21 protein-coding genes, 1 tRNA gene and 1 riboswitch are annotated in these 21,161 nt (G+C 67.8%); of the genes, 4 read left to right on the top strand and 18 right to left on the bottom strand.

The window, feature by feature from the left end:
* Positions 1-96: 96 nt before the first annotated feature.
* From thiC to AUP43_RS14020, 5 genes are all read right to left on the bottom strand, one after another.
* Complete coding sequence (gene thiC, locus AUP43_RS14040) at positions 97-1,905, bottom strand: phosphomethylpyrimidine synthase ThiC (protein ID WP_067558317.1); 1,809 nt, start codon at positions 1,903-1,905, stop codon at positions 97-99.
* 64 nt (positions 1,906-1,969) lie between these two features.
* Positions 1,970-2,079, bottom strand: a riboswitch (TPP riboswitch).
* Positions 2,080-2,123: 44 nt separating this feature from the next.
* Positions 2,124-2,411, bottom strand: coding sequence for an addiction module antidote protein (locus tag AUP43_RS14035; protein WP_067558314.1), 288 nt, complete (start codon positions 2,409-2,411; stop codon positions 2,124-2,126).
* Between the two features lie 5 nt (positions 2,412-2,416).
* A complete protein-coding gene (locus tag AUP43_RS14030) occupies positions 2,417-2,713 on the bottom strand; it encodes a type II toxin-antitoxin system RelE/ParE family toxin (protein ID WP_067558311.1) in 297 nt (98 codons plus the stop codon).
* A gap of 83 nt (positions 2,714-2,796) precedes the next feature.
* Positions 2,797-2,873 (bottom strand) — tRNA-Pro (locus AUP43_RS14025).
* Between the two features lie 65 nt (positions 2,874-2,938).
* The gene (locus tag AUP43_RS14020; protein WP_067558308.1) at positions 2,939-3,961 is read right to left on the bottom strand and encodes a polyprenyl synthetase family protein; all 1,023 of its coding nucleotides are present in this window, start codon (positions 3,959-3,961) and stop codon (positions 2,939-2,941) included.
* A gap of 137 nt (positions 3,962-4,098) precedes the next feature.
* Here AUP43_RS14020 and AUP43_RS14015 point away from each other — a divergent pair, with 137 nt between their 5' ends.
* Positions 4,099-4,317, top strand: a complete 219-nt coding sequence (locus AUP43_RS14015; protein WP_067558305.1) for a putative signal transducing protein — start codon at positions 4,099-4,101, stop codon at positions 4,315-4,317.
* Positions 4,310-5,047 (top strand): tRNA1(Val) (adenine(37)-N6)-methyltransferase, encoded by a 738-nt coding sequence (locus AUP43_RS14010; protein WP_232315173.1) that lies wholly within the window; start codon positions 4,310-4,312, stop codon positions 5,045-5,047. Before AUP43_RS14015 ends, AUP43_RS14010 begins: the two co-directional genes overlap by 8 nt.
* A 91-nt stretch (positions 5,048-5,138) precedes the next feature.
* On the opposite strand, the gene AUP43_RS14005 is transcribed toward AUP43_RS14010, so the two are convergent.
* Together AUP43_RS14005 and AUP43_RS14000 are read right to left on the bottom strand one after the other, a co-directional pair.
* A complete protein-coding gene (locus tag AUP43_RS14005; protein ID WP_067558299.1) occupies positions 5,139-5,639 on the bottom strand; it encodes a sigma-70 family RNA polymerase sigma factor in 501 nt (166 codons plus the stop codon).
* Positions 5,640-5,796: 157 nt separating this feature from the next.
* The gene (locus tag AUP43_RS14000; protein WP_067558296.1) at positions 5,797-6,057 is read right to left on the bottom strand and encodes a hypothetical protein; all 261 of its coding nucleotides are present in this window, start codon (positions 6,055-6,057) and stop codon (positions 5,797-5,799) included.
* A 379-nt stretch (positions 6,058-6,436) separates the two neighbouring features.
* Between AUP43_RS14000 and AUP43_RS13995 the strand changes: the two genes are divergently transcribed.
* Positions 6,437-6,982: a hypothetical protein gene (locus AUP43_RS13995; RefSeq protein WP_067558293.1), complete on the top strand. Its 546-nt coding sequence runs from the start codon at positions 6,437-6,439 to the stop codon at positions 6,980-6,982.
* Positions 6,983-7,196: 214 nt separating this feature from the next.
* Positions 7,197-7,385 carry a PLDc N-terminal domain-containing protein gene (locus AUP43_RS13990; protein ID WP_067558290.1) on the top strand — a complete coding sequence of 63 codons (189 nt, stop codon included), beginning with the start codon at positions 7,197-7,199 and terminating at the stop codon, positions 7,383-7,385.
* Positions 7,386-7,466: 81 nt separating this feature from the next.
* Here AUP43_RS13990 and AUP43_RS13985 read toward each other — a convergent pair whose 3' ends face one another.
* The 11 genes from AUP43_RS13985 to AUP43_RS13935 form a co-directional block, all read right to left on the bottom strand.
* The gene (locus AUP43_RS13985; protein WP_067558286.1) at positions 7,467-11,807 is read right to left on the bottom strand and encodes a translocation/assembly module TamB domain-containing protein; all 4,341 of its coding nucleotides are present in this window, start codon (positions 11,805-11,807) and stop codon (positions 7,467-7,469) included.
* Positions 11,807-13,591, bottom strand: coding sequence for an autotransporter assembly complex protein TamA (locus AUP43_RS13980; RefSeq protein ID WP_067558284.1), 1,785 nt, complete (start codon positions 13,589-13,591; stop codon positions 11,807-11,809). Before AUP43_RS13980 ends, AUP43_RS13985 begins: the two co-directional genes overlap by 1 nt.
* A gap of 89 nt (positions 13,592-13,680) precedes the next feature.
* Positions 13,681-14,346: a monofunctional biosynthetic peptidoglycan transglycosylase gene (mtgA, locus tag AUP43_RS13975; RefSeq protein ID WP_067558282.1), complete on the bottom strand. Its 666-nt coding sequence runs from the start codon at positions 14,344-14,346 to the stop codon at positions 13,681-13,683.
* A 66-nt stretch (positions 14,347-14,412) separates the two neighbouring features.
* Positions 14,413-14,700, bottom strand: a complete 288-nt coding sequence (locus AUP43_RS13970) for an I78 family peptidase inhibitor (RefSeq protein ID WP_067558279.1) — start codon at positions 14,698-14,700, stop codon at positions 14,413-14,415.
* An 88-nt stretch (positions 14,701-14,788) separates the two neighbouring features.
* Positions 14,789-15,565, bottom strand: a complete 777-nt coding sequence (locus AUP43_RS13965; protein ID WP_067558278.1) for an ABC transporter ATP-binding protein — start codon at positions 15,563-15,565, stop codon at positions 14,789-14,791.
* Entirely contained in the window at positions 15,562-16,608 is a 1,047-nt protein-coding gene (locus AUP43_RS13960) for a FecCD family ABC transporter permease (RefSeq protein WP_084462816.1), read from the bottom strand. The genes AUP43_RS13965 and AUP43_RS13960 overlap by 4 nt, the downstream gene beginning before the upstream one ends.
* Positions 16,605-17,438 carry an ABC transporter substrate-binding protein gene (locus AUP43_RS13955; protein WP_084462815.1) on the bottom strand — a complete coding sequence of 278 codons (834 nt, stop codon included), beginning with the start codon at positions 17,436-17,438 and terminating at the stop codon, positions 16,605-16,607. The genes AUP43_RS13960 and AUP43_RS13955 overlap by 4 nt, the downstream gene beginning before the upstream one ends.
* 170 nt (positions 17,439-17,608) lie before the next feature.
* The gene (locus AUP43_RS13950) at positions 17,609-18,670 is read right to left on the bottom strand and encodes a calcium-binding protein (RefSeq protein ID WP_067558273.1); all 1,062 of its coding nucleotides are present in this window, start codon (positions 18,668-18,670) and stop codon (positions 17,609-17,611) included.
* 257 nt (positions 18,671-18,927) lie between these two features.
* Positions 18,928-19,572, bottom strand: a complete 645-nt coding sequence (thiE, locus tag AUP43_RS13945) for a thiamine phosphate synthase (protein ID WP_407668478.1) — start codon at positions 19,570-19,572, stop codon at positions 18,928-18,930.
* A gap of 23 nt (positions 19,573-19,595) precedes the next feature.
* The gene (locus AUP43_RS13940) at positions 19,596-20,525 is read right to left on the bottom strand and encodes a class I fructose-bisphosphate aldolase (RefSeq protein WP_067558268.1); all 930 of its coding nucleotides are present in this window, start codon (positions 20,523-20,525) and stop codon (positions 19,596-19,598) included.
* Between the two features lie 162 nt (positions 20,526-20,687).
* A partial coding sequence (locus AUP43_RS13935) for a hypothetical protein (protein WP_232315163.1) occupies positions 20,688-21,161 on the bottom strand: 474 nt, incomplete at its 5' end.

Below are 21,161 nucleotides of genomic sequence, written 5' to 3'. Positions count from 1 at the left end.
CGCACTTGTTGCGGGGGTCCAGGCTTCCGCCTGCTGGATGTCGGTCGAGCAGGCTGCACCCTGGATTCCCGGGACAAGTGCAGGGGGAGAGGCCTCCTACTCCGCGGCCGTGTCGGGCACGAAGATTTCGCCGCCCTGGTCGCGGAAATTCTGCGACATCTGGGCCATGCCGCTCTTGGCGTAGTCGCGGACTTCCTGGCTGATCTTCATCGAGCAGAATTTCGGGCCGCACATGGAGCAGAAATGCGCCAGCTTGGCCCCCTCCGCCGGCAGGGTCTGGTCGTGATACTGTTCCGCCGTTTCCGGATCGAGCGACAAATTGAACTGGTCGCGCCAGCGGAATTCGAATCGCGCGCGCGATAGCGCGTCGTCGCGCACCTGCGCTGCCGGGTGGCCCTTGGCGAGGTCGGCGGCATGCGCGGCGATCTTGTAGGTGACAACGCCGACCTTCACATCGTCGCGGTCCGGCAGCCCCAGATGCTCCTTCGGCGTCACGTAGCACAGCATCGCCGTGCCGAACCAGCCGATCATCGCAGCGCCAATGCCGCTGGTGATGTGATCGTAGCCGGGCGCGATGTCGGTGGTCAGCGGCCCTAGCGTATAGAAGGGCGCTTCGCCGCAGACGGCCAGCTGCTTGTCCATATTGGCCTTGATCTTGTGCATCGGCACATGGCCCGGCCCTTCGATCATCACCTGCACATCATGCTTCCAGGCGATCTGCGTCAGCTCGCCCAGCGTCTCCAGCTCGGCGAACTGGGCGGCGTCGTTGGCGTCGGCGATGGAGCCGGGGCGCAGGCCGTCGCCCAGCGAGAAGGACACGTCATAGGCCTTCATGATCTCGCAGATTTCCTCGAAATGCGTGTAGAGGAAATTCTCCTTGTGATGCGCCAGGCACCATTTGGCGAGGATCGAGCCGCCGCGGCTGACGATGCCGGTGACGCGCTTGGCGGTCAGCGGGATATAGGGCAGCCGCACCCCGGCATGGATGGTGAAATAGTCCACCCCCTGCTCGGCCTGCTCGATCAGCGTGTCGCGGTAGATTTCCCAGGTCAGGTCTTCCGCCTTGCCGCCGACCTTCTCCAGCGCCTGATAGATCGGCACCGTGCCGATGGGCACCGGGGAGTTGCGCAATATCCATTCCCGCGTGGTGTGGATGTTGCGCCCGGTCGAGAGGTCCATCACCGTGTCGGCACCCCAGCGGATCGACCAGACCATTTTGTCTACCTCCTCCGCGACCGAGGAGGAAACGGCGGAATTGCCGATATTGGCGTTGATCTTCACCAGGAAATTACGGCCGATGATCATCGGCTCGATCTCCGGGTGGTTTATGTTGGCCGGGATGATGGCGCGGCCGCGCGCCACTTCCTCGCGCACGAATTCCGGCGTCACATAGTCCGGGATGGCGGCGCCGAAACTCTCGCCGTCGCGCGCGGCGGCCTCTTTCAATCGCTCGCGGCCCAGATTCTCGCGCACGGCGATATATTCCATCTCCGGCGTCACGATGCCGGCGCGGGCGTAGGCAAGCTGGGTGACGGCCGTGCCGGGCTTGCCGCGCAGCGGACGGATATTGGACCGGTCGAACATCGCCACCTTGCGCTGCTCGTCGCTTTTCAGCCCGTCATCCTCCGGCTTTATCTCGCGGCCGTCATAGGCCTCCACATCGCCGCGCGCCTCAATCCAGGAACGGCGCAGCGCCGGCAGGCCGCGGGAGATATCGATGGAAGCGGCGGGGTCGCTGTAGGGGCCGGACGTGTCGTAGACCCGCACCGGCGGCTCGCCGGAAGACGGCTCCAGGTCGATCTCGCGCATGGCGACGCGGATATCGGGAAACAGATTGCCGGCGACGTGCATCTTGCGCGAGGCGGGCAGGGGGCCGGTAGTGACGATGAATTTCTCGGACGACATGGCGATCTCCAGACAGTGGCATGGAGATCCGGGAGAGCTTCGAAATGGGGGTGGCCCGTGACGTGTGTGCGGCCCTTTCCATCCCTACGCCGGTACGACCCGGATCAGGTTCTAAGGGTTCCCGCAGCGTCAGCGGTATCTCAGCCCCTTGCCGGGGCGCCCCTTGGATGTCGCCATGATGGCGTCAGGGAAAAGGCGGTGTCAATCCGGTGATTGGCTTAGGCGGCAGGCGCGGCGGACAGGCGAATGCCCATCGCCTTCAACACTTTCAGCACAGTGCTGAATTCCGGGTTGCCATCGGCGCTCAACGCGCGATAGAGGGATTCGCGGGCGAGCCCGGTATCCTTCGCGATCTGCGTCATGCCACGGGCGCGCGCCACATCGCCCAGCGCGGCGGCGATAAGGGCCGGGTCGCCGTCTTCCATCGCGGCATCGAGATAGGCGGCAATTGCTTCCGCACTGTCCAGATGCTCGGATGCATCCCAAGGGCGTGTCGCAACCGGCATGGTCGTTACTCCTCATTCTCAGCCGCGAGAGCTTTCGCTGTCGCGATGTCCTGCTTCTGTGTGCGCTTGTCGCCGCCGCAGAGCAGCAGCACCAAAACCGGCCCACGCTGGCTATAGTAAACGCGGTAGCCTGGACCGTAATCGATCCTCAGTTCGCTGATGCCGTCGCCAACTGGTTTGACATCGCCAGCATTGCCGAGCGATAGCCGTCTTAATCGGATGGCGATGCGTGCCTTGGCGTCGCGGTCGCGCAGCCCATCGAACCAGCGGGCAAAGGTTTCTGTCTGGCGCAGTTCGATCATGTCGATATGTAGCTTATGAGCTACAAATATTCAAGCGACGCATTAAAAAAGGCCCCGCCGATGAGGCTGGGGCCCTTTTTAATTGGTCGGAGCAGCAGGATTTGAACCTGCGACCCCTGCCTCCCGAAGACAGTGCTCTACCAGGCTGAGCTATGCTCCGACCGAGGGCGTGCTTATAGCGCCCTGCTGATGCGGCTGCAAGGGCAAAGGCGCGGCATTCGTATATTAGAAGGCGCGCTCTATGGTGAAGTCGATCAGATCGTCCAGCGCCGCGCGTACCGGGCCGTCGGGCAGGGTCAGCAGCGCCTCGCGAGCGGCCTTGCCATAGGCGCGGGCGCGCTCCAGCGCTTCCGCCAGCACGCCGTGTTTTTGCAGCAGGGCGAAGGCATGCTCCAGGTCGCCGTCGCGGATATCCTGTTCCTCCAGCGTGCGCTGCCAGAAGGCGCGTTCCTCGGCGCTGGCGCGCTGCACCGCCAGGATGATCGGCAGGGTGATCTTGCCGTCGCGGAAATCGTCGCCCACCGCCTTGCCCAGCTCGGCCTGCTTGGCGGAGTAATCCAGCACGTCGTCGGTGAGCTGGAAGGCGATGCCGAGATTGAGGCCGTAGGAATCCAGCGCCTGCCGCTGCGCCTCGTTGGCCCCGGCGATGACCCCGCCGACCTCCGTCGCCGCCGCGAAAAGCTGCGCGGTCTTGGCGCGGATCACCTCCAGATAGGCGGTTTCGTCGGTCGAGATGTCGTTGGCGGTGATGAGCTGCTGCACCTCGCCCTGGGCGATCACCGCCGAGGCGTTGGACAGGATCGCCAGCACCTGCAGCTCGCCAGTTTCCACCATAAGCTGGAAGGCGCGGCTGAACAGAAAGTCGCCGACCAGCACGGAGGGCTTGTTGCCCCACACCGCATTGGCGCTGTCGACCCCGCGTCGCAGGTCGCTCTCATCCACCACATCGTCATGCAGCAGGGTGGCGGTGTGGATGAACTCCACGGCCGCCGCCAGCTTCAGATGGCCGTCGCCGCGATAGCCCAGCATCTGGGCGGCGGCCAGTGTCATCATTGGGCGCATGCGCTTGCCGCCGGCGGCGACGATATGGCTGGCGAGCTGCGGGATCAGCGCGACGGGGCTGTCCATGCGCTCTATGATCAGCCGGTTCACCCCCTGCATGTCGGCCTCGACCAGGGCGCTGAGCCGGTCGAGTGCGGCGCGGGAGCCGGGATTCCTGTCTTCTGATAGGCTTGCGGCAATAGCCACGGGACCATCCTGATACTGCGCGGAGCCCCTTGCTTGACGCCGGGGCGTTCGGACAGCGAGCATAAGACCGCAAGACGCACGGTCAAGTGCAACCGCTGCACTGCGGCACGGGCGCGATCATAAAGGGAGAAGCCTCGGTGAAGGAATTGCTGCGCACGAACGATCCGGTTCGCCTGTCCTTTCTGACCTCCCTGCTGCGGGACGCGGATATCCGCGTGGTCCAGATGGATGCCCATACCAGCATCGTGGAGGGCAGCATCGGGGCGATCCAGCGCCGCCTGATGGTGGCCGACGAGGATTACGCGCCGGCCCGCCGGCTGCTGCTCGATGCCGGCGAAGACATGCCGGATGCCTGATAGCGCCACGACCGAGGATGCGCTGCTCGGCGGACGGATAAGGCTGCGCCAGCCGGCGCAGGGCTACCGGGCGGCCATCGACCCGGTGCTGCTGGCCGCCGCCGTGCCGGTCCGGCCGGGCGAGCGCGTGATCGAGGCCGGCTGCGGCGTTGGGGCGGCCGCGCTGTGCCTGCTGGCGCGGGTCGGGCAGGCTTCCGTGCTGGGCGTGGAGATTCAGCCGTCGCTGGCGGCGCTGGCGCGCGAGAATGCGGTGCTGAACGGCGTCGCGGATCGATTTTCCGCGCTGGAGGGGGATATCGCCGGCCTTGGCCTCGAACCGGCGGCGCATGTGATGATGAATCCGCCCTTCCTGCCGGCCGGGCGCGGCACGCCGCCGCCCGATGCGTCCAAGGCCGCCGCGCATCTGGAGGGCGAGGCCGATCTTGCGCTGTGGGTCGGCTTCGCGGCGCGGCATCTGGCGCATCGCGGCAGCCTGACGGTGATCCACCGCGCCGACCGGCTGGGCGATCTGCTGGCCGCGCTGGCGCGCCACCGGCTGGGCAGTCCCGTCGTGCTGCCGCTGTGGCCGGGCAAGGGCAAGCCGGCGAAACGGGTGCTGGTCCAGACGCGCAAGGGCGGGCGGGCGCCGTTGATTCTGCTGGCCGGGCTGACGCTGCATGCGCCGGAGGCGGGCTTCACCGCCGAGGCCGATGCCATCCTGCGCGACGCCGCGCCCTTGCCCCTGGCGTAAAAGCGTCGGCATGGAAAAAGGGCGGCGGCTGTTCTGCCGTCGCCCTTCTCTCAGAAAAATTTACTTAGCCCATAATTGCTGGGTGCCCCTTTCAGGCCGCGCGGCGAAACTCCGACACGCTGCCGAGAGAGGCTGTCAATTCGCTGCGAGCCCGCGAGACGCGGCTCTTGATCGTGCCGACGGCGCATTTGCAGATCACCGCGGCATCCTCGTAGCTGAAGCCGCTGGCGCCCACCAGAACCAGCACCTCGCGCTGTTCCGGCGCCAGCTTGGCGAAGGCGCGCTTGAAGTCGCGCACTTCGAGATGGATTTCCTGCGTAGCCGGAACCGAGGCCATCAGGGCCGCATCGTCGATCGGCTCCATCTCGAATTTCCGCTGCCGCAGGGAGTCGTAATAGATGTTGCGCAGGATGGTGAACATCCAGGCCTTGAAGTTGGTGCCGAGAGAGAATTTATCCTCGGCCGCCAAGGCCCGTACAATAGCGTCCTGGACAAGATCGTTGGCCCTGTCCTCGCTACCAGAAAGCATCCGGGCAAACGCACGCAGATGCGGAATAATCTCAACCAATTCGTCTTTAAAGGAACGGGGCATTTTTGCCTCCCTTATTGCTCCGAATGTGGTTACGAACCTAACTCCTCATAGCGAATAGTCAAAAGGTGATATCGTGGAAGAATAAAGGCCACCGTAAGGCGGAGTGCCTTGCGGTGGCCATAAAGTCTTCGCGAATTCGCCGGCAGCGGGCTGCGGCTCAATCCTTCTTGTCGGGGATCGAATCCAGCAGCTTCTGCAACATCTCCGGCAACGGCTCTTTCAGCACGGGGTCATACAGCTCGTGCAGATTGCGCGTCAGCCATTCGTCGAACTGGGCATTGGCCGGCCGCTTCCCGGAGGGCTTGAAGGGGACGACCTGCGCCGTCTTCTTCGTGCTGGCGTCGATATTGTCCAGGGTCGCACGGTCTTGATCGGCGGCCTCATGGCTGTCGACCTGATTTTCCGCATTCTTGCTCATTGTCTGTGTCCTCCAGTAGGCGGCAGCGAGGCTGGCTGCGCCATCTATCGGGGTTTGCTCTTTTAATTCCATAACGGTCGCGATTCCAGATTGTTGCGCGATGAGCCTGCGGCGTTGGTTGTCTCGTAACCGCCGGTTATCCTGCATTTAAGCGGTAGTTTTCTCGATCAATAAATAAACGGGCGACCCGCCTTCAGGTTCCCCAATCTTCTAAAAGATGCCCTGAAAAAGGCTAACTTCGCCCTTTGCGAACCATATTGCGGCTCTAGCAATGTCAGTCATGGAAACGGCGGGCAGGGTTTGTCGGCTGAATTCCTTAAGATTACTGGGAAAATCCTATCAAAGAGTTAACGGCCAGATAATCGGAGGATTGGTTGCAATGACCACAATCACGCATGAATTGGCCACGTACATTCCGCAGCTGCGTCGTTATGCGCGGGCCCTGACCGGCACTCAGCGCGGCGGCGACGCCTATGTAAAGCTGTGCCTTGAAACCTATCTTGCGGAGCCGGAGCGCATCCAGTCGGGCGGCGACCCGCGCGTTCAGCTCTACAGCCTGTTCCATGATGTCTGGTCGGTGGTCGCCCTGACCCTGCCGAATATCGACGAGGGCGGCGATGCCGACAACGACCCGCTGGCCGATGGCCTGCAGGCGCTGCCCGTGCTGAAGCGCCAGATTCTGCTGCTCACCCGCCTCGAAGGCTTCTCGATCTCGCAGACCGGCGATATTCTCGGCATTGATGCCGAGGATGTGGTGCGCCGTCGCGACGAGGCCAGCCTGCTGCTGCGCCGCCGCCTGATCGACCGGCAGATCGCCTTGCATGCCGAGGTCGACGAGGACGAGGAGGTGAATGGCGTCGCCCTGCCGGGCTTTCACGCCCGCAACGGCCACCGCTCGTTGAACGGTAATTTGCGCTTTAGCTGACCCTGGATCCGGCCGGGATCGTCCCCCGGCCGTCCATCCCGCCCGGCGCGTTTCCCGGCGCGCCTGGATTTTCCCTCATGCCTCGCGAGGCACCCCCCTGGCCCTTCTGCCGATACGGTGGAAGGGCCTTTTGTTGACGGCGGCGTGTCATAATCGGAACTTAAGCGCGAGGCTGTCGTTGTTATGGTCGACGCATTATTCGAAGGAGCCTGACATGGGTATCGAAGTCACCGGTATTTTCGGCCTGCTGCTGCTGATCGCCAATATCTGGGCCATTGTGAACGTGGTGGGCAGCAGCGCTTCAACCGGCGGCAAGGTGCTGTGGGTGCTGTTCATCCTGCTGTTCCCGTTGCTGGGCTTCCTGGTGTGGCTGTTCGTGGGGCCGCGCAGCGCCCGCGGCTAAAACGGCTTCGCCCGGCCGCAGGCCGGGGCAGGAGCGAGCCGATCTGGAAAACGCCGTCCCGGCCGGGGCGGCGTTTTCGCGTCAGTAGCGCTTTTCGTAGACGATGCCGATATCGCCGGCCGATTGCGCGCCCAGCCGGCTCTCGATGGTCACGTTCTTCAGGATGCGGTATTCCACCACCACGGCGGAACTGTCGGCCCCGAACCCCTGGTTGACGCCGAGATACAGCTTGTCGGTGAGATAGCGCCCGGCCCGCAACCCCGCGCCGCTGGTGCCGTCGCCGGCGTCGACTTCCAGCGAATCCAACCCGAAGCTGCGGCGCAGATCGTCGATGACGCCGCCCGTACCCAGCTTGCCGGTCAGCTCCAGCGCCGACTGCGCCAGCCGGGCCGCCTGCGCGCCGTTCAGCGAGCCGGTATTGGTGCCGAACAGGATGCGCGACAGGATTTCGTCCTGCGGCAGGCTGGGGGAGGAGGACAGCGTGATCCGCGGTTGCAGCACCTCGCCGGCGATGCCGATCTGCGCCTCGATGTCGGCGACCGGGGCGACCGCCAGAATATCCAGCCCGATCTCCAGCCCGCCGCGCTCGCCGGGAATCAGGTTGATCGTGCCGCGATCCAGGTTGAAGCGCCGGCCGGCGAAGCTGAATCCGCCGCGCACCACGGAGATGTCGCCCTTGATGACCGGCTGCGCGGCGGTGCCGGTAACGACGACATTGCCGCGAAATTCCGCATCCAGCCCCCGGCCGCGCACGAAGACCTGGCCGGGAATGTCGGTGATCAGATCCAGCTTCAGCCCATCCATCAGCCCGGGTTCCGGCGGCGCGCCGTTGCGGGCCTGCTGCTGCCGGGCGATCTGGCGCTGCTTGGCGCGCTCGCCCAGATTGGTGCGGTCCTCGATATTCACCTCGCGCACATCCAGCGATGTCACGCTGGGCGGCAGCGTGTCGGGAATGCGGATGTCGGCCTCGTCCACGCGGGTGCGGCCGATGAAGATCAGCCCCTCGCCCTCATTGCGCAGCGTAAGCTCGCCACTGCCATAGGCCCGGCCTTCCTCGCGATTGACGATGCGCAGGCGTTGCAGGCTGATCTTCATGTCGACCTGCGGCACGCCGCCGCCCGCGAAGGAGACGCGCCCCGCGCCCTGCAACCTGCCGCTGTCGCCATCGGTGGCGGACAGGTTGCGCAGCACCAGCGAGCGGCCCTCGCCGGCGATATCCAGCGTAAGGTTGCGCAGGCTGGCCCCGGTGGCGTCGTTCAGATAGCTGCCGTCGCGCATCGTCGCCTGGCCGGACAGGACCGGGTTGCCGATCGTGCCGGCTATATCGATCTCGCCGGCCAACTGGCCCTCAATGCGGTCCTCGCCCAGCGCCAGCGCCACGAAGGCCAGGCGCGCGAGGTCGGCGGCGACGGTCAGCTTGCCTTGCAGCGCGCCGTTCGGCGGCAGGGCGAACTGGCCGGCGGTCAGGTTCACTTGCGCCGGCAGCGTGGCCTGGGCCTTGAACTGCGCGCCCTGCATGCGGGCCAGGTCGGCCTGCACGGTCAGCCTGCCGTCGCTCAGTCGGGCTTCGGCCGTCAGGTCGGCCGGCGGCACGTCGGGGGCCATCGGGCCGGCCATCGCCACCCGCGACAAGGCCATGGTGAGCCGACCGCTGGGATTGTCAGGCCGGCCGGACAGGGTGAGCGTCGCCCCGGCGGTGCCGGCCAGTCGGGGGGCCATGCGCAGCTTGCGCACCAGCGACAGCGGCAGGTCGGTCAGCGCGAAATCGGCCGTCACCTCGCTGCGCGTCAGTGCTGCGCCGCCGGCCAGCCTGCCCTCGTCGATGGCGAGGTCCAGCCCTTCCAGCGCCTGCCGGTTCGGCCCCAGCGTGGCGACCGCCGGGCGGTTCAGCCTGACGATCAGCTCCTGCCAATTGGCCTGCAACCGGTTGAGCGTGATGGTGGTGTCGCGCCGGCCCTGCTGGATGGCGGCGGCTGCGGTGGCCCCGATATCCTCGCCCTTGAGGTCGGCGGTGACAGTGATGATGTCGCCTTTCAGCTCGGCGTCGATGGCGGCGCTGTCGAGTTGCTGGCCGCCAGCCTCGATGCCGGTAGCCTTCAGCGCCACCGGGCCGCTGGGCTTGCCGGTCACGTCGGCGAGTTGCGCTTCCAGCCGCAGCGCATCCACCGTCACCGTATTATCCTGGAAGCGCAGGCCCTTGCCGGTCACCACGCCGCCGGCATGCTGCTTGCCGCCCTTGCCGGCCATCTCCAGCGCGAAGCTGACCTCGCCCGCCGCCTGCTGCCCGGCGAAGGCGGCCAGCTTGGCGAGATCGCCGATCTGCCCGGTCAGCTTGCCGGCGACCAGGCTGGTGGACAGATCGACCGCCACCCCGCCGCGCGCCGCCATGCCCAGCCCGTTCAGCCGCAGATTGTCGAGATTGAGCCGGTTCTTGCCATAGGCCAGGTCGCTCTCCAGCGTCGTGCGCTGGCCCTGCGGGCTGGCGGAAAGCTTCAGCCGGCCCTTGCTGGCCGCGCCCTGCGGATCGCTGGCCTGCACCGCGTCCAGCGCCAGGGCGGCATTGACGGCGCCCAGCGTCTGCCCGGCGATCATGGCGTTGCGCCAATCCAGCTTGGCGTCGGCGGTCAGCGCCTCCAGCGTGCCATCGACCGCCAGCATGGCGGTCAGCGCGCCGGCCATCGGCGTCCCGACCACCTGCCCCAGCTCGCGCAGGCGCGGAATGGCGGCGGACAGCTTGGCGTTCACCGCCTGGAAATTGTCCCAGGCCGCGCCGCTGCCGTCGAGCGACAGGCCGGGGGCCTTCAGCGCCAGTCGGTCGAGCTGCGCCGTGCCGGCGGCGGTGTCGATTGCGCCGGCCGCATCCAGCGTCGGCGCGTCGCCCAATAGCGCGCGGGCGGCGGGCGCACCGGTCTCCAGCCCGGTCATGCGGGCCGCCAGGGTGGCGTCATAGGCGGTGCCGCCGGTCTGGTCGATGCCGGCCTGCAGATCCAGCCGCCCGGCCAGCCCGGCGATTCCCACTTCCGCCAGCCGCGCCAGATCGTCCAGCGCCGCGGTCAGCGCCAGCTCCACCGCGTCGGCCGCGTAACGCCCGCTGCCCGAGGCGCTGAGGGGGCCGGCGGCGAGTTCGAAACTGTCGATGGCGACGCTGCCGGCCTCGCCCAGGCGGGCGACGGCATTCATCCGCGCGTTGTCGCCCAGCACCGGCAGGGCGGACCCGCCGAGTTGCAGGCCGGTCGCGTCGGCCTTCAGGGTCAGCGCCAGATCCTGCGGCGTGCCCTGGGCGGTGGCGGCGAGGCGCGCATCGCCGGCCAGCTCCTGGCCCGCCAGCTCGGAATAGGGGGCGAGCGGCGTTTCCAGCTCGGCGGCGATATCCAGCGCCAGGCTCTGCGGATCGATTGTGCCGCTGGCGGTCAGCCGGGCGCTGCCATTGCCGGCGACGAGCCGGTCGATGCGGATAGCCCCGTCCGCCGGCGCCAGCGCCTCGGCCTCCAGCCGCAGCCCCTCGGCCAGCAGCGGCGCGATGTCGGGCGGCAGCAGGGCGATAGGGTTGGCGGTGGCGTCCAGCGTGATGCGCCGGTCGGTGGCCCCGGCGACGGCGATGGTGGCGTCCAGCGTCAGCCCCGGCCCGGCCTCGGCGGCGAGGCGGGTGGAAAAGCCGTCCAGCGGCCCTTCGCCCTTGGCCTGCAGGCGGAAGGCCGGCCGGTCGGGCACCTGCAGCAAATTGACCAGCACGCCGCCCGCCGGCTCGGCGGCGTCGAGATCGACGGTGATGCGGTCGGTCGCGGCGTCGTAGGTGGCGGCCAGTTTGGCCGTGGCGGGGGCGTCCAGGCGCTCGATGACGAGGTAGATGGCGGTGTCGCGGGCGTCGCGCGGCAGGCGCAAGCTGCCTTCTGCCGTCAGCGTGGCGGCCATGCCGGCCAGCGCCTCGGTCAGCTCGATGCGGCCGATCTCCAGCCGGTCGACGAACAGCCCGACCGGCAGCGGCAGGCTGACGCCGCCGCCCTCGGCCGGCGGTTCCTCCGGCCCCGGCAGCGGCGCGCGGTCGATGGCGACGGTTTCGGCGGAGAGCAGGCCGACCTCCAGCCGCCGGTGCAGCAGGGCGCTGGGCCGCCAGTCCAGCACCGCCTTGTCGACGGTCAGCCACGCGCCGCCGGCATCCTTCACCCGCAGCCGGTCGATCTCGATGCGGTCGAGCAGGGCGAGGCGCTGGATGCCCTCGATGGCGATGGCATCGCCGGCCAGGTCGTTCGCCAGGCCCTCGGCCCAGCGCCGGCCCGGGCCGCTATCCAGCGCCAGCACCGCGCCGACGATCAACAGCACCAGCATGCCCAGCAGGATGCCGGCGCCGGCCAGGATGCGCCGCAGGCGGGACCGGTGGCGGGGCTGCGGGGCCGCCGGCTTGGTGTCCTCGGTCTCGCTCATCAGAAGGCCTGGCCCAGGCTAAGATAAATCTGGAAGGCGCTGTCGCCCTCCCGCTTGTCCAGCGGCACGGCGATGTCGAAGCGCAGCGGGCCGATGGGGGTGTAGTAGCGCAGGCCCACGCCCGCGCCGAACAGGATGTCCTCGCCGAAATCAGGCATTTCGGTGCGATAGACATTGCCGCCATCGAGAAAGGTGACGAGGCCGATATCCTCCCAGACGCGGGCGCGGAACTCGACCGAGCCGGCCATCATGGAGCTGCCGCCGACCGGGTTCAGCTCCGCGTCGCGCGGGCCGACCGACTGGAAATCGTAGCCGCGCACCGTGTCGCCGCCGCCGGCGTAGAAGCGCTTGTCGGCCGGGATGTCGGTGCGCGTCGCGCCCAGGATGGAGCCGACGGAGATGCGCCCGGCCAGCACGTATTTCTTTTCCTCGTCCAGCGCGTAATGCAGCGTGTCGTCGGCCCGCAGCACCAGGAAATTGGCGTCGCTGCCGATGATGCCGGTATAGGGCGTGGCGGTCAGCGTCAGCTTGCCGCCGCTGGTCGGGTTCAGCAGATCGTCGGTGGTGTTGTATTCGCCCTTCACCGGGAGGCCCAGCAGGGTGAAGCTGTTGGTGCCGGTATTGTCGGTGATGCGCGACTGTTCCAGCGTCACGCCCACGCTGCCCATATAGGGGCCGCCGAATTGCCGGGTGAGGGTCGCCCCGCCGCCGACGCGCTGTGCGTCATAGGCGTCGTAATTCTCGTCGCGGGCGTAGACCCCCAGATCCAGCCGGTTGTCATTGTCCAGGAAGGCCGGCTTGCCGAGATTGATCTCAGCACCGTAGACCTGTTCCGACGCATCGCCCTGGAGGCGCAGCTCCTCGCCGCCGCCGAAGAAGTTGCGGTGCCGCCAGAAGGCGCGCACGCCCACCCCCTCGCTTGTGGAATATTTCACGCCGCCGCCGATCGAGCGGGGCGGGGATTCGGTCACCGCCACCTGCATCGGCACGCTCTCGCCGTCGCGCCGGTCCTGCTGCGCCGAGACGTTCACCGAGGAGAACAGGTCCAGCCCGCTCAGCGCCTGCCGGGTTTCCGCGACCTTGCGGGTGTCGTAGCGCTCGCCTTCCTTCCAGCTTACGGTGCGGCGCACCACATCGGCGTCGACATCGCTGAGCCCGTCGATGGCGAGCGGGCCGAAAACGGTCGGCTGGCCGGAATCGATCTCCAGCGTGGCGGCGACGCTGCGCGTCTCGTGATCCACCACCACGTCGCGATCCAGCGCGCGGGCGAAGGGGTAGCCTTGGCGGCCCAGCCGGGTGATGAGCTGGCGTTCGGCCGACACGATCATGTCGGCCCGCGCGCGTTCGCCCATCTTCACGCCCAGGCTTTCGTAGCTGATGCCGTCGGCGGCGCGTTCCTGCGCCGGGCTGGCGAAGGACAGCACAAAGCTTTCCAGCAGGTAGGGCGGCCCGCGTTCGAGTTGCAGGATGGCCTTGGCGGGCTGGTCGTCGGCCGGCGGCTCCTCGATCTCGAAGCGCACGCGGCTGTCGTAATAGCCTTCCGAGCGCAGCACTTCGCGGATCCGCTGCACATCGCCCGAGGCGCGGCGGCGCAGCAGGCTGACGCTTTCGATCGGCTCGTCCTTGCGCTGTTCGAGTTGCGACAGGCCGACGATGATGTCGGCGGCACCCTCCAGCCCGGCATTGTCCAGCGCCGAGAAATCGGTCTCGTACCTGATTTCCGCCCGTACTTGTCCCGCGCTGAGCAGGACGGCGAAAAACAGGGCGAGGTAAAGCAAGGGCATGGGCGACGGCGATAATTTCGGGCCAGGAGCGTATGGTTAACGCGGCGTATGGCCGAACTGTGGCCGACCGGGTGACGGGTTGCGCGCGCCTAGGCGCGGACGCAATTCAGCAGCGGGCCGAGCTGGCCGATGCGCCGCTGGATGGTGCCGGCCCGCCCGGCGACATAGCCGTTGGGCTTGCCGGCGGACCAGCGAAGCGGCGCGGGCAGCGTGACCGCCAGCAATGCCGCTTCCCGGCTGGATAGAGTAGCGGCGGATTTGCCGAAATGATGCCGGGACGCGGCTTCGGCACCATAAATACCGGGGCCCCATTCGGCAACGTTCAGATACAGCTCCATTATGCGCCGCTTCGGCAATAGCAGCTCGACATAGAGGGTGAGATAGGCCTCGATTGCCTTTCTGACATAGGAACGCCCCGGCCAAAGGAACAAATTCTTCGCCAGTTGCATGCTGATCGTGCTGGCCCCGCGCGGCGCGCCGCCCTCGTTCAGCTCGTCGATCACCTCGCCCATGGCATTCCAGTCGAAGCCGGAATGTTCGCAGAACAGATTATCCTCGGCCGCGATCACCGCCTGCGGCACCTGCCGGTCGATCCGCTCCAGCGGCGTCCAGTCGCGTTCCAGCCCCTGGCCTTCGGTCAGGCGGATCAGCATCAGCGGCGTAACCGGCGGCGGCACTACCCGGTACAGCAGCACCAGGGCCGCCGGCAGCACGACCGTCAGGGCGATTGCGATGATCAGTATCTTGCGCAGCATCGGCGCGAGAGTAGCGCGCCCGCCCCGTCGCCGCGACGCTGAAAATACCCGCCTCAACCGTGCCGCTTATCCATAGGTGATGCTCTCGATGCGGTTGCCGGCGTCGAGAAAGATGTTCACCCGTTCGGGGCGGTAGTCGCGGGTCATCGCCTCGCCGGGGCGGATCACCCGGCACGGCTTGCCGATCAGCTCGGAAATCTGGTCCGGGCCTTCCTTCGGTTCCTTCAGGGGCAGCGGCGTGCCGTCATCGCCGGAACGGTCGCCATAATGGCTCTGGCAGGCGCTGAGCAGCAGGGCGCCGGCGGTGACGCCGACGCCGGTCAGCAGGGTGCGGCGGGAGGTCGGATTTTCCATGGGTATCTCCTTTGGGATAAGCCCCTGAAGCAGTAACGCGGTAGGGCGGCGGTTGTTTCCGGCCCATGGCGCGAAAGCCCGCTGGGCCTCAAACCCGGCCCTTGGGCACCACCATCAGCCCGTCTGCCTCGACGGCGATATGCGCATCGATGCCGTAGAGAAGCCGTAGCGAGTCCGGCGTCAGGACTTCCGCCGGCGGGCCGTCGGCCAGAATCCGGCCCTCCTGCATCAGCACCAGGCGGCGGCAGAAGCGGGCGGCCAGCGTCAGATCGTGCAGCACGACCAGCACGGCGCCGCCAGCCTCGGCGCGCCGGCCCAGCAGGCGCATCACGTCGAGCTGGTGGCCGGGGTCGAGCCCCGCCACCGGCTCGTCGGCCAGCAGGATGGCGGGATCGACGGCCAGCGCGCGGGCCAGCAGCACGCGGGCGCGCTCCCCGCCGGAAAGCTGGGTGACCGGCCGGCCGGCAAGGTCGAGCACCTCGGTGAACCGCATCGCCGCCTCGATGGTGGCCAGGTCGGCGGGGGCCAGGCTGGCCCAGGGCGCGCGGTGCGGCAGCCGGCCCAGGGCGACCAGCGCCTCCACCGCCAGCGGCCAGTGGCATTCAGCCCCCTGCGGCAGATAGGCGAGGCGGCGGGCGCGCCGTGCTTCCGGCAGGTCGCCGACCGGCCTTCCGTCCAGCACTACTGTCCCGGCGGCGGGCGGCAGCAGCCCGGCCAGGGCGCGCAGCAATGTCGTCTTGCCGGCTCCGTTCGGCCCCAGCAGCCCGACGAAATCGCCCGGATGCAAGGCGAGATCGGCATGCCGCACCACCGGCCTGCCATCGAGCGCCAGGACAAGGCCGCTTGCCTGCAGCAGCGCGCTCATCGCATCGCCCGCCGGGTCTGGCGCAGCAGATGCAGGAAGAAGGGCGCGCCGATCAGCGCGGTCAGCACCCCCAGCTTCAGTTCCTGCGCGGTCGGGATCAGCCGCACGGCGATATCGGCGGCCTGCACCAAGGCCGCGCCGCCAAGCGCGCTGGCCGGCAGCAGATGTGCCGGCCGATGGCCGATCAGCGGGCGCAGCAGATGCGGCACGATCAGCCCGACGAAGCCGATGGCCCCGCTGACCGAGACCGACGCGCCGACCGCCAGCGCCGTGCCGCCGATGGCGAGCGCGCGCAGGCGCGGCAGCGAGACGCCCAGGCTGCGCGCGGTATCCTCGCCCAGCGCCAGCGCCTCCAGCGGCCGGGCGGTGGCCAGCAGCAGCCCGCACCCCGCCAGGATGAACGGCCCGGCCAGCCAGAGATGCGTCATGCTGCGGTCGGTCAGCGCGCCGAGCAGCCAGAACACGATCTCCAGCGCCGCATAGTCGGACGGGGCGAGGTTCAGCGCCAGCGCGGTCAGCGCCCCGGCCAGGCTGGTGACGGCGACGCCGGCCAGGATCAGCGTCAGCGCGCTCGCCTCGCGCCCGGCCAGGCCGTAGAGCAGGGTGACGGCCGCCGCGGCGCCCGCCAGCCCGCCCAGCGGCAGAGCCAGCGCGAAGGCCCCGGCGAGGCCGAAATAGAACACCGCCACCGCGCCCAGCGCGGCGGTCGCGGAAATGCCGATCAGCCCCGGCTCCGCCAGCGGGTTGCGCAGCAGCCCTTGCAGCGCCGCGCCCGACAGGCCGAGCGCCGCGCCGATCAGCAGGCCGAGGGCGGCGCGCGGCAGACGGATTTCCAGCAGGATGGCGCGCGCCAGCGCCGCCTGCTCGCCTGTGCCGGTCAAGTCGCCGAACAGCGCCAGCGGCGCCGGCCCGATGGCGAGCGACAGGCAGAACAGCAGGGCGACCAGCGCCCCCAGGCCGAGGCACAGCCGGCGCAGGCGGCGGTCGGCGGCGGCGAGGCGCTGTGCGAGGCTGGGGGTCAGGTTGGGAGCGGGCGGGCTCATCTGGCGGCCACCAGCCGTTCGGCGGCCTCCGCCAGGGCCGGGCCGGGGCAGGTCCATAGGTCGGCCGGTATCTCCACCCAGGCGTGCGCGGCCGTCAGCGCCTGGTGGGCGAGAAGCTGCTGGCCCAGGGAGCGCTGCCGCCGCGATTGATCGTTCAGCACCAGCAGGTCGGGGCGCAGCAGCAGGATGCGCTCCAGCGTCAGCGCGCCCCAGGATTCGATGCCGGCCTCGGCGGCGAGGTTGCGGAAGCCGGCGGCCTCGATCACGTCGTTCGCCAGCGTATGCCGGCCGGTGGTCAGTCCGTTCGGCTGCACGACCAGCGCGGTCTTGCGGGCCGATGGCGCGGGCAGGGCGGCGAGGCGGCGGGCGATATCGGCCGCCAGCGCCTCGGCGCGCGCCGTCTCGCCAATGGCGTCGCCAAGCGCGCGGATCTGCGCCAGCGCCTGGGGCAGGGAGGCGGCGGGCTGCATCTCGAACACCGGCACGCCGAAGGCGGCGATCAGCCGGTTGGTGCCATGCTGCTGGTAGATGCCCGACAGCACGAGATCGGGCCGCAGCGCCAGCGCTTCCTCGGCCGAGCCGCGATTGACCGGGATGCCGGTGGCCTGACCGGCCAGCGCGGAGGCGGCGGGGTCGGCCCCCAGATGCGAGATCGACAGGATGCGCGACCGGTCGGCCAGCAGCAGCAGAAGCTGGTCGGTGCATAGATTGATCGACACCAGCCGCTGCGGCTTCGCGGCGGCGGGCAGGGGAAGGCCGGCCAGCAGCACCATCAGCGCCACCCCCAAAATCCCCGCCAGAATGCCCATCCGTGCCCGTGAGTGGCCCATGCTTTCTCCCAAGACCGCGCGGCGCACAGAATGCGCAGCCCGGCCGGTCCGGATCAACAGGGGGGATCGAGCGAGCAAAAAAAAGGCCCTCTTTCCTGCAGGTGGAAAGAGGGCCAGTCGGTGGGGAGGCACACCTCGCCGGAACGAGGGTGCTTTCCGAGATCGTGCGCCTATACGATCTCGAAATCCGCCACGCCGAGGTCGGTCAAAGCCAGACCTGTCAGCGTAATGCTGTTGCCGCCGCCGAGGTCGATGACCACGTCGGCGCCCGATTGGCTCGCCGCCGCCAGCGCATCCGCCACGGTCTCGATGCCGATATCGGCGGAAAGCTGGATGATGTCCGTGCCGCCCTCGCGCTTGAAGTCGGCGATCACATCCGCGCCGGACTCGGCGGAGAAGGCGAAAGTGTCGTTGCCCAGGCCGCCATAGAGCTGGTCGTCGCCGACGCCGCCATTCAGCACGTCATGGCCCTTGCCGCCGCGCACCACATCGTCGCCGGCGCCGCCATTGACGGTGTCCGCGCCCTGGTTGCCCTGCAACTCGTCATTATCGGCGCCGCCGCCGATGGAGTCGGCCCCCAGGCCGCCTTCGATCGTGTCCGTGCCCGCGCCGCCGGTGATCACTTCCGCATCGTCGCCGCCGGTCAGCGTGTCGTCGCCGTCCGTGCCGTCGACCAGGACCGGGTCGACCGGAGCGGGATCGGTCGGATCGGTCGGCTCCGTGGGGTCGGTCGGGTCGGTGGGATCGGTCGGCTCCTCGGCGCCTTCCTCGCCATAGATCAGGCTGGTGATGCGCACGCCGGCGGTGTCCGACTGCACCAGGTAGAAATCATCGATCGAGTAGCTGCCTTCGAGGGTGAAGGTGACCGTCTCGCTGCTGTTGATCGGGCCGAGTTGCAGCACCCCGTCCACGGTCACGACCGTGTTGCCGCCAGAGGCGGAAAAACTGATGTCCTCCATGTCGAACGCCAGGCCGGAGCCGCTGGAGTTGGAGGCGAAAATCACCTCGTTGATTTCCAGGTCGGTGATGCGGCTGCCATTGCCGGCGTAGAACACGTCGAGATCGGCGCCGCCGGTCATGGTATCCGCGCCAGGCGCGCCGACCAGGGCGTCGACGCCCGCGCCGCCGATCAGAACATCGTTGCCGCCGAGGCCGCGGATGAGATCGTCGCCATCGCCGCCGGTCAGCGTCTCATTGCCGGAAGTGCCATCCAAAATCAGATTCTGAGCCATTTAATCCCCATTTCGCTTATTGATTTATTCAGCGCTCATTGAAAGCGGTACAAAGGTACGCAAACTTGCCGGGTGGGTAAATATGAAAAGCATTCCGTGGAAAAAGTTTTTGTTCGGAATGCTTATAGTGGGCACGGCTTTTTAAACGCATGGTTAATTCGCTCAACGCCGTTTTATCAGAAAAATCATGAAAAAAGCCCGGCGGCGGCTGCCGTCGGGCTGGGAGTCAACGCTATATAAGGGCGGGGCGAGGGGGGCTAGCGCCTGGGCTTCTTGCCGGTCGCCTCGGCGGCTTCGTCGAACAGCCGGTTGAAGGCGGCGACCGCGGCGGCGGGGCCGTCCGGGTGGTTCCACACGCCGCCGACGACGGCCAGGAAATCCGCGCCCGCCTCGACCAGCGGGCGGCAATTATCGACGGTGATGCCGCCGATGGCGACGCAGGGCACCTCCATCAGCTCGCTCCACCATTGCAGCAATTCCACCTCGGCCCGGGTCTTGGCCTGCTTGGTGCCGGTCGGGAAAAACGCGCCGAAGGCGACGTAATCCGCGCCCTGCTCGGCGGCCAGCATGGCGAGGTGGCGGGAATCGTGGCAGGTGACGCCGACGATGGCGTCCGGCCCGACGATTCGCCGGGCTTCCGCATAGGGCGTATCCTCCTGGCCGACATGCACGCCGTCGCAGCCCAGTTCGGCGGCGAGGGTGGGATTGTCGTTCAGGATCAGCGCCACATCGTGGTTATGGCAGATCGGCCGGATGCGCTCGACCGCCTTGCGGATCGCGGAATCCTCGGCCGGGCCATCGGCATTCTTCAGGCGAAGCTGGAGGCAGGCGACATCGCCCGCTTCCAGCGTCCGGCTGAGCAGATCGGGAAACGCCGCCGGATCGATCTCCGGCGGCGTCACGAGATAGAGCCTGGGGCGAATGGTCAGGCCTTTCCCTGATAGATTTTCACGATGGTGTCGAGCATCGCCAGCGCATCCTCGCGCGGCCGCTGGAAGGTATTGCGGCCGATGATCGAGCCGGTGCCGCCGCCATCGCGGATTTCGCGGATCTCGTTGTACAGGCCGTCCAGATCCTTCGCCTCGCCACCGGAGAACACCACCAGGCGACGGCCGTTGAAGGAGGATTGCACGACGTGGGAAATCCGCTCGGTCATGGTGCCGATGGGGATTTTCTTGCTCTCATAGACCTTCTTGGCGGCGTCCAGCTCCAGGGCGGCCGTCGGCGGCTTCACCTTGATGATGTGCGCGCCCAGAAGGGCGGCCATGTGCGCGGCATAGGCGCAGATATCCATCGCGGTCTCGCCCGGTTTCGTCAGATTGCCGCCGCGCGGATAGGACCACATGACCACGGCGAGGCCGACCGACTTGGCCTCCTCGGCCAGCTCGCGGGCTTCCTCCATCATGTCGAAGGCGGCGTCGGAGCCCGGATAGATGGTCAGGCCGATGGCCGAGCAGCCCAGCTTCAGCGCATCGCCGATGGAGCCGGTGACGGCCTGGTTCGGGGCGTCCTTCTCGCGCGCCAGCGAGTTGGAGGAATTGACCTTAAGGATGGTCGGGATCTGGCCGGCGAAGGTGTCCGCGCCGGCTTCCAGCATGCCGAGTGGTGCTGCATAGGCGGACAGGCCGGCATCGATCGCCAGCTTGAAATGATAGTGCGGGTCGTAGGCGTCCGGATTCGGCGCGAAGCTGCGCGCCGGGCCGTGCTCGAAGCCCTGGTCGACCGGCAGGATCACCAGTCGGCCGGTGCCGCCCAGCTTGCCCTGCATCAGGATGCGCGCGAGGTTGGTCTTGGTCCCCGGCGAGTCGGATTCGTAATTGTCGAGGATCTTCTTGACGCGCTGGGTCATCTTCATCGGGCGAAATCCTTTCAGGAAGCTGCTTTCTTATGGCCCCGCCGCCGCGAACCGGCGCGGAAGCCTGGAATTGCGCACAGGACATAGCCGATAGCCCCGATTTTTGCAATCTAAGGCGGGGTTCCGGGCAATGCCTTCAGGGCGGACGGCTATGTTGTGGCGTCAGCGCTCGCGCGCCGCCATCGCCGCCAACCAAACGCGGCAATCGGCCTCGGGGTTCCGCCGGTTGGCCGGATCGAAGGCCTGCGGCCGGCTGTCCAGCAGCAAGGCCCCCTGCTCCTCGGCGATGGCGCGCAGCTTGTCGCGCTGCTCCGCATCGCCGGTGAAGACGATGCCGGTCAGGCCCTGGCGCAGGGCGGCCAGCGCGTAGCCGCCGGCGGTTCCGCAATCCAGCAGGTCGTGGGCGGGCGCTGCCGGATGGTCGGCCCGGGCGGCCTGGACCAGGGACTGCCAATAAGCCGCCCCCAGCGTGGCCGCGGCGTCCGGCAGGCTGAGCAGCGTCACCGCCTGGCCGGCCGCCGCCTCCAGCACGAGGCGGGCATCGCCGAGGGAGCGGACGAGGATGGCGGGGGGAAGAGCGTTCATGGGGTGAGTATGGCTGAGGCGGCGGCGCGTGTCTCCCCTCACCCAGCTCCG

It is taken from the genome of Oceanibaculum pacificum, assembly GCF_001618175.1.
Taxonomy (GTDB): Bacteria; Pseudomonadota; Alphaproteobacteria; order Oceanibaculales; family Oceanibaculaceae; genus Oceanibaculum; species Oceanibaculum pacificum.
This window is presented reverse-complemented; position numbering and strand designations above follow the sequence as displayed.

Bases quoted from the DNA above. Each gene is read 5' to 3' on its own strand.
- mtgA (WP_067558282.1), bottom strand. From the start codon at position 14,346: ATGCTGCGCAAGATACTGATCATCGCAATCGCCCTGACGGTCGTGCTG.
- thiC (WP_067558317.1), bottom strand. From the start codon at position 1,905: ATGTCGTCCGAGAAATTCATCGTCACTACCGGCCCCCTGCCCGCCTCG.
- AUP43_RS13990 (WP_067558290.1), top strand. From the start codon at position 7,197: ATGGGTATCGAAGTCACCGGTATTTTCGGCCTGCTGCTGCTGATCGCC.
- AUP43_RS13980 (WP_067558284.1), bottom strand. From the start codon at position 13,591: ATGCCCTTGCTTTACCTCGCCCTGTTTTTCGCCGTCCTGCTCAGCGCG.
- AUP43_RS13940 (WP_067558268.1), bottom strand. From the start codon at position 20,525: ATGAAGATGACCCAGCGCGTCAAGAAGATCCTCGACAATTACGAATCC.
- AUP43_RS14000 (WP_067558296.1), bottom strand. From the start codon at position 6,057: ATGAGCAAGAATGCGGAAAATCAGGTCGACAGCCATGAGGCCGCCGAT.
- AUP43_RS13960 (WP_084462816.1), bottom strand. From the start codon at position 16,608: ATGAGCCCGCCCGCTCCCAACCTGACCCCCAGCCTCGCACAGCGCCTC.
- AUP43_RS14010 (WP_232315173.1), top strand. From the start codon at position 4,310: ATGCCTGATAGCGCCACGACCGAGGATGCGCTGCTCGGCGGACGGATA.
- AUP43_RS14030 (WP_067558311.1), bottom strand. From the start codon at position 2,713: ATGATCGAACTGCGCCAGACAGAAACCTTTGCCCGCTGGTTCGATGGG.
- AUP43_RS13955 (WP_084462815.1), bottom strand. From the start codon at position 17,438: ATGGGCCACTCACGGGCACGGATGGGCATTCTGGCGGGGATTTTGGGG.
- AUP43_RS14035 (WP_067558314.1), bottom strand. From the start codon at position 2,411: ATGCCGGTTGCGACACGCCCTTGGGATGCATCCGAGCATCTGGACAGT.
- AUP43_RS13970 (WP_067558279.1), bottom strand. From the start codon at position 14,700: ATGGAAAATCCGACCTCCCGCCGCACCCTGCTGACCGGCGTCGGCGTC.
- AUP43_RS13985 (WP_067558286.1), bottom strand. From the start codon at position 11,807: ATGAGCGAGACCGAGGACACCAAGCCGGCGGCCCCGCAGCCCCGCCAC.
- AUP43_RS14005 (WP_067558299.1), bottom strand. From the start codon at position 5,639: ATGCCCCGTTCCTTTAAAGACGAATTGGTTGAGATTATTCCGCATCTG.
- AUP43_RS13965 (WP_067558278.1), bottom strand. From the start codon at position 15,565: ATGAGCGCGCTGCTGCAGGCAAGCGGCCTTGTCCTGGCGCTCGATGGC.
- AUP43_RS13995 (WP_067558293.1), top strand. From the start codon at position 6,437: ATGACCACAATCACGCATGAATTGGCCACGTACATTCCGCAGCTGCGT.
- AUP43_RS13950 (WP_067558273.1), bottom strand. From the start codon at position 18,670: ATGGCTCAGAATCTGATTTTGGATGGCACTTCCGGCAATGAGACGCTG.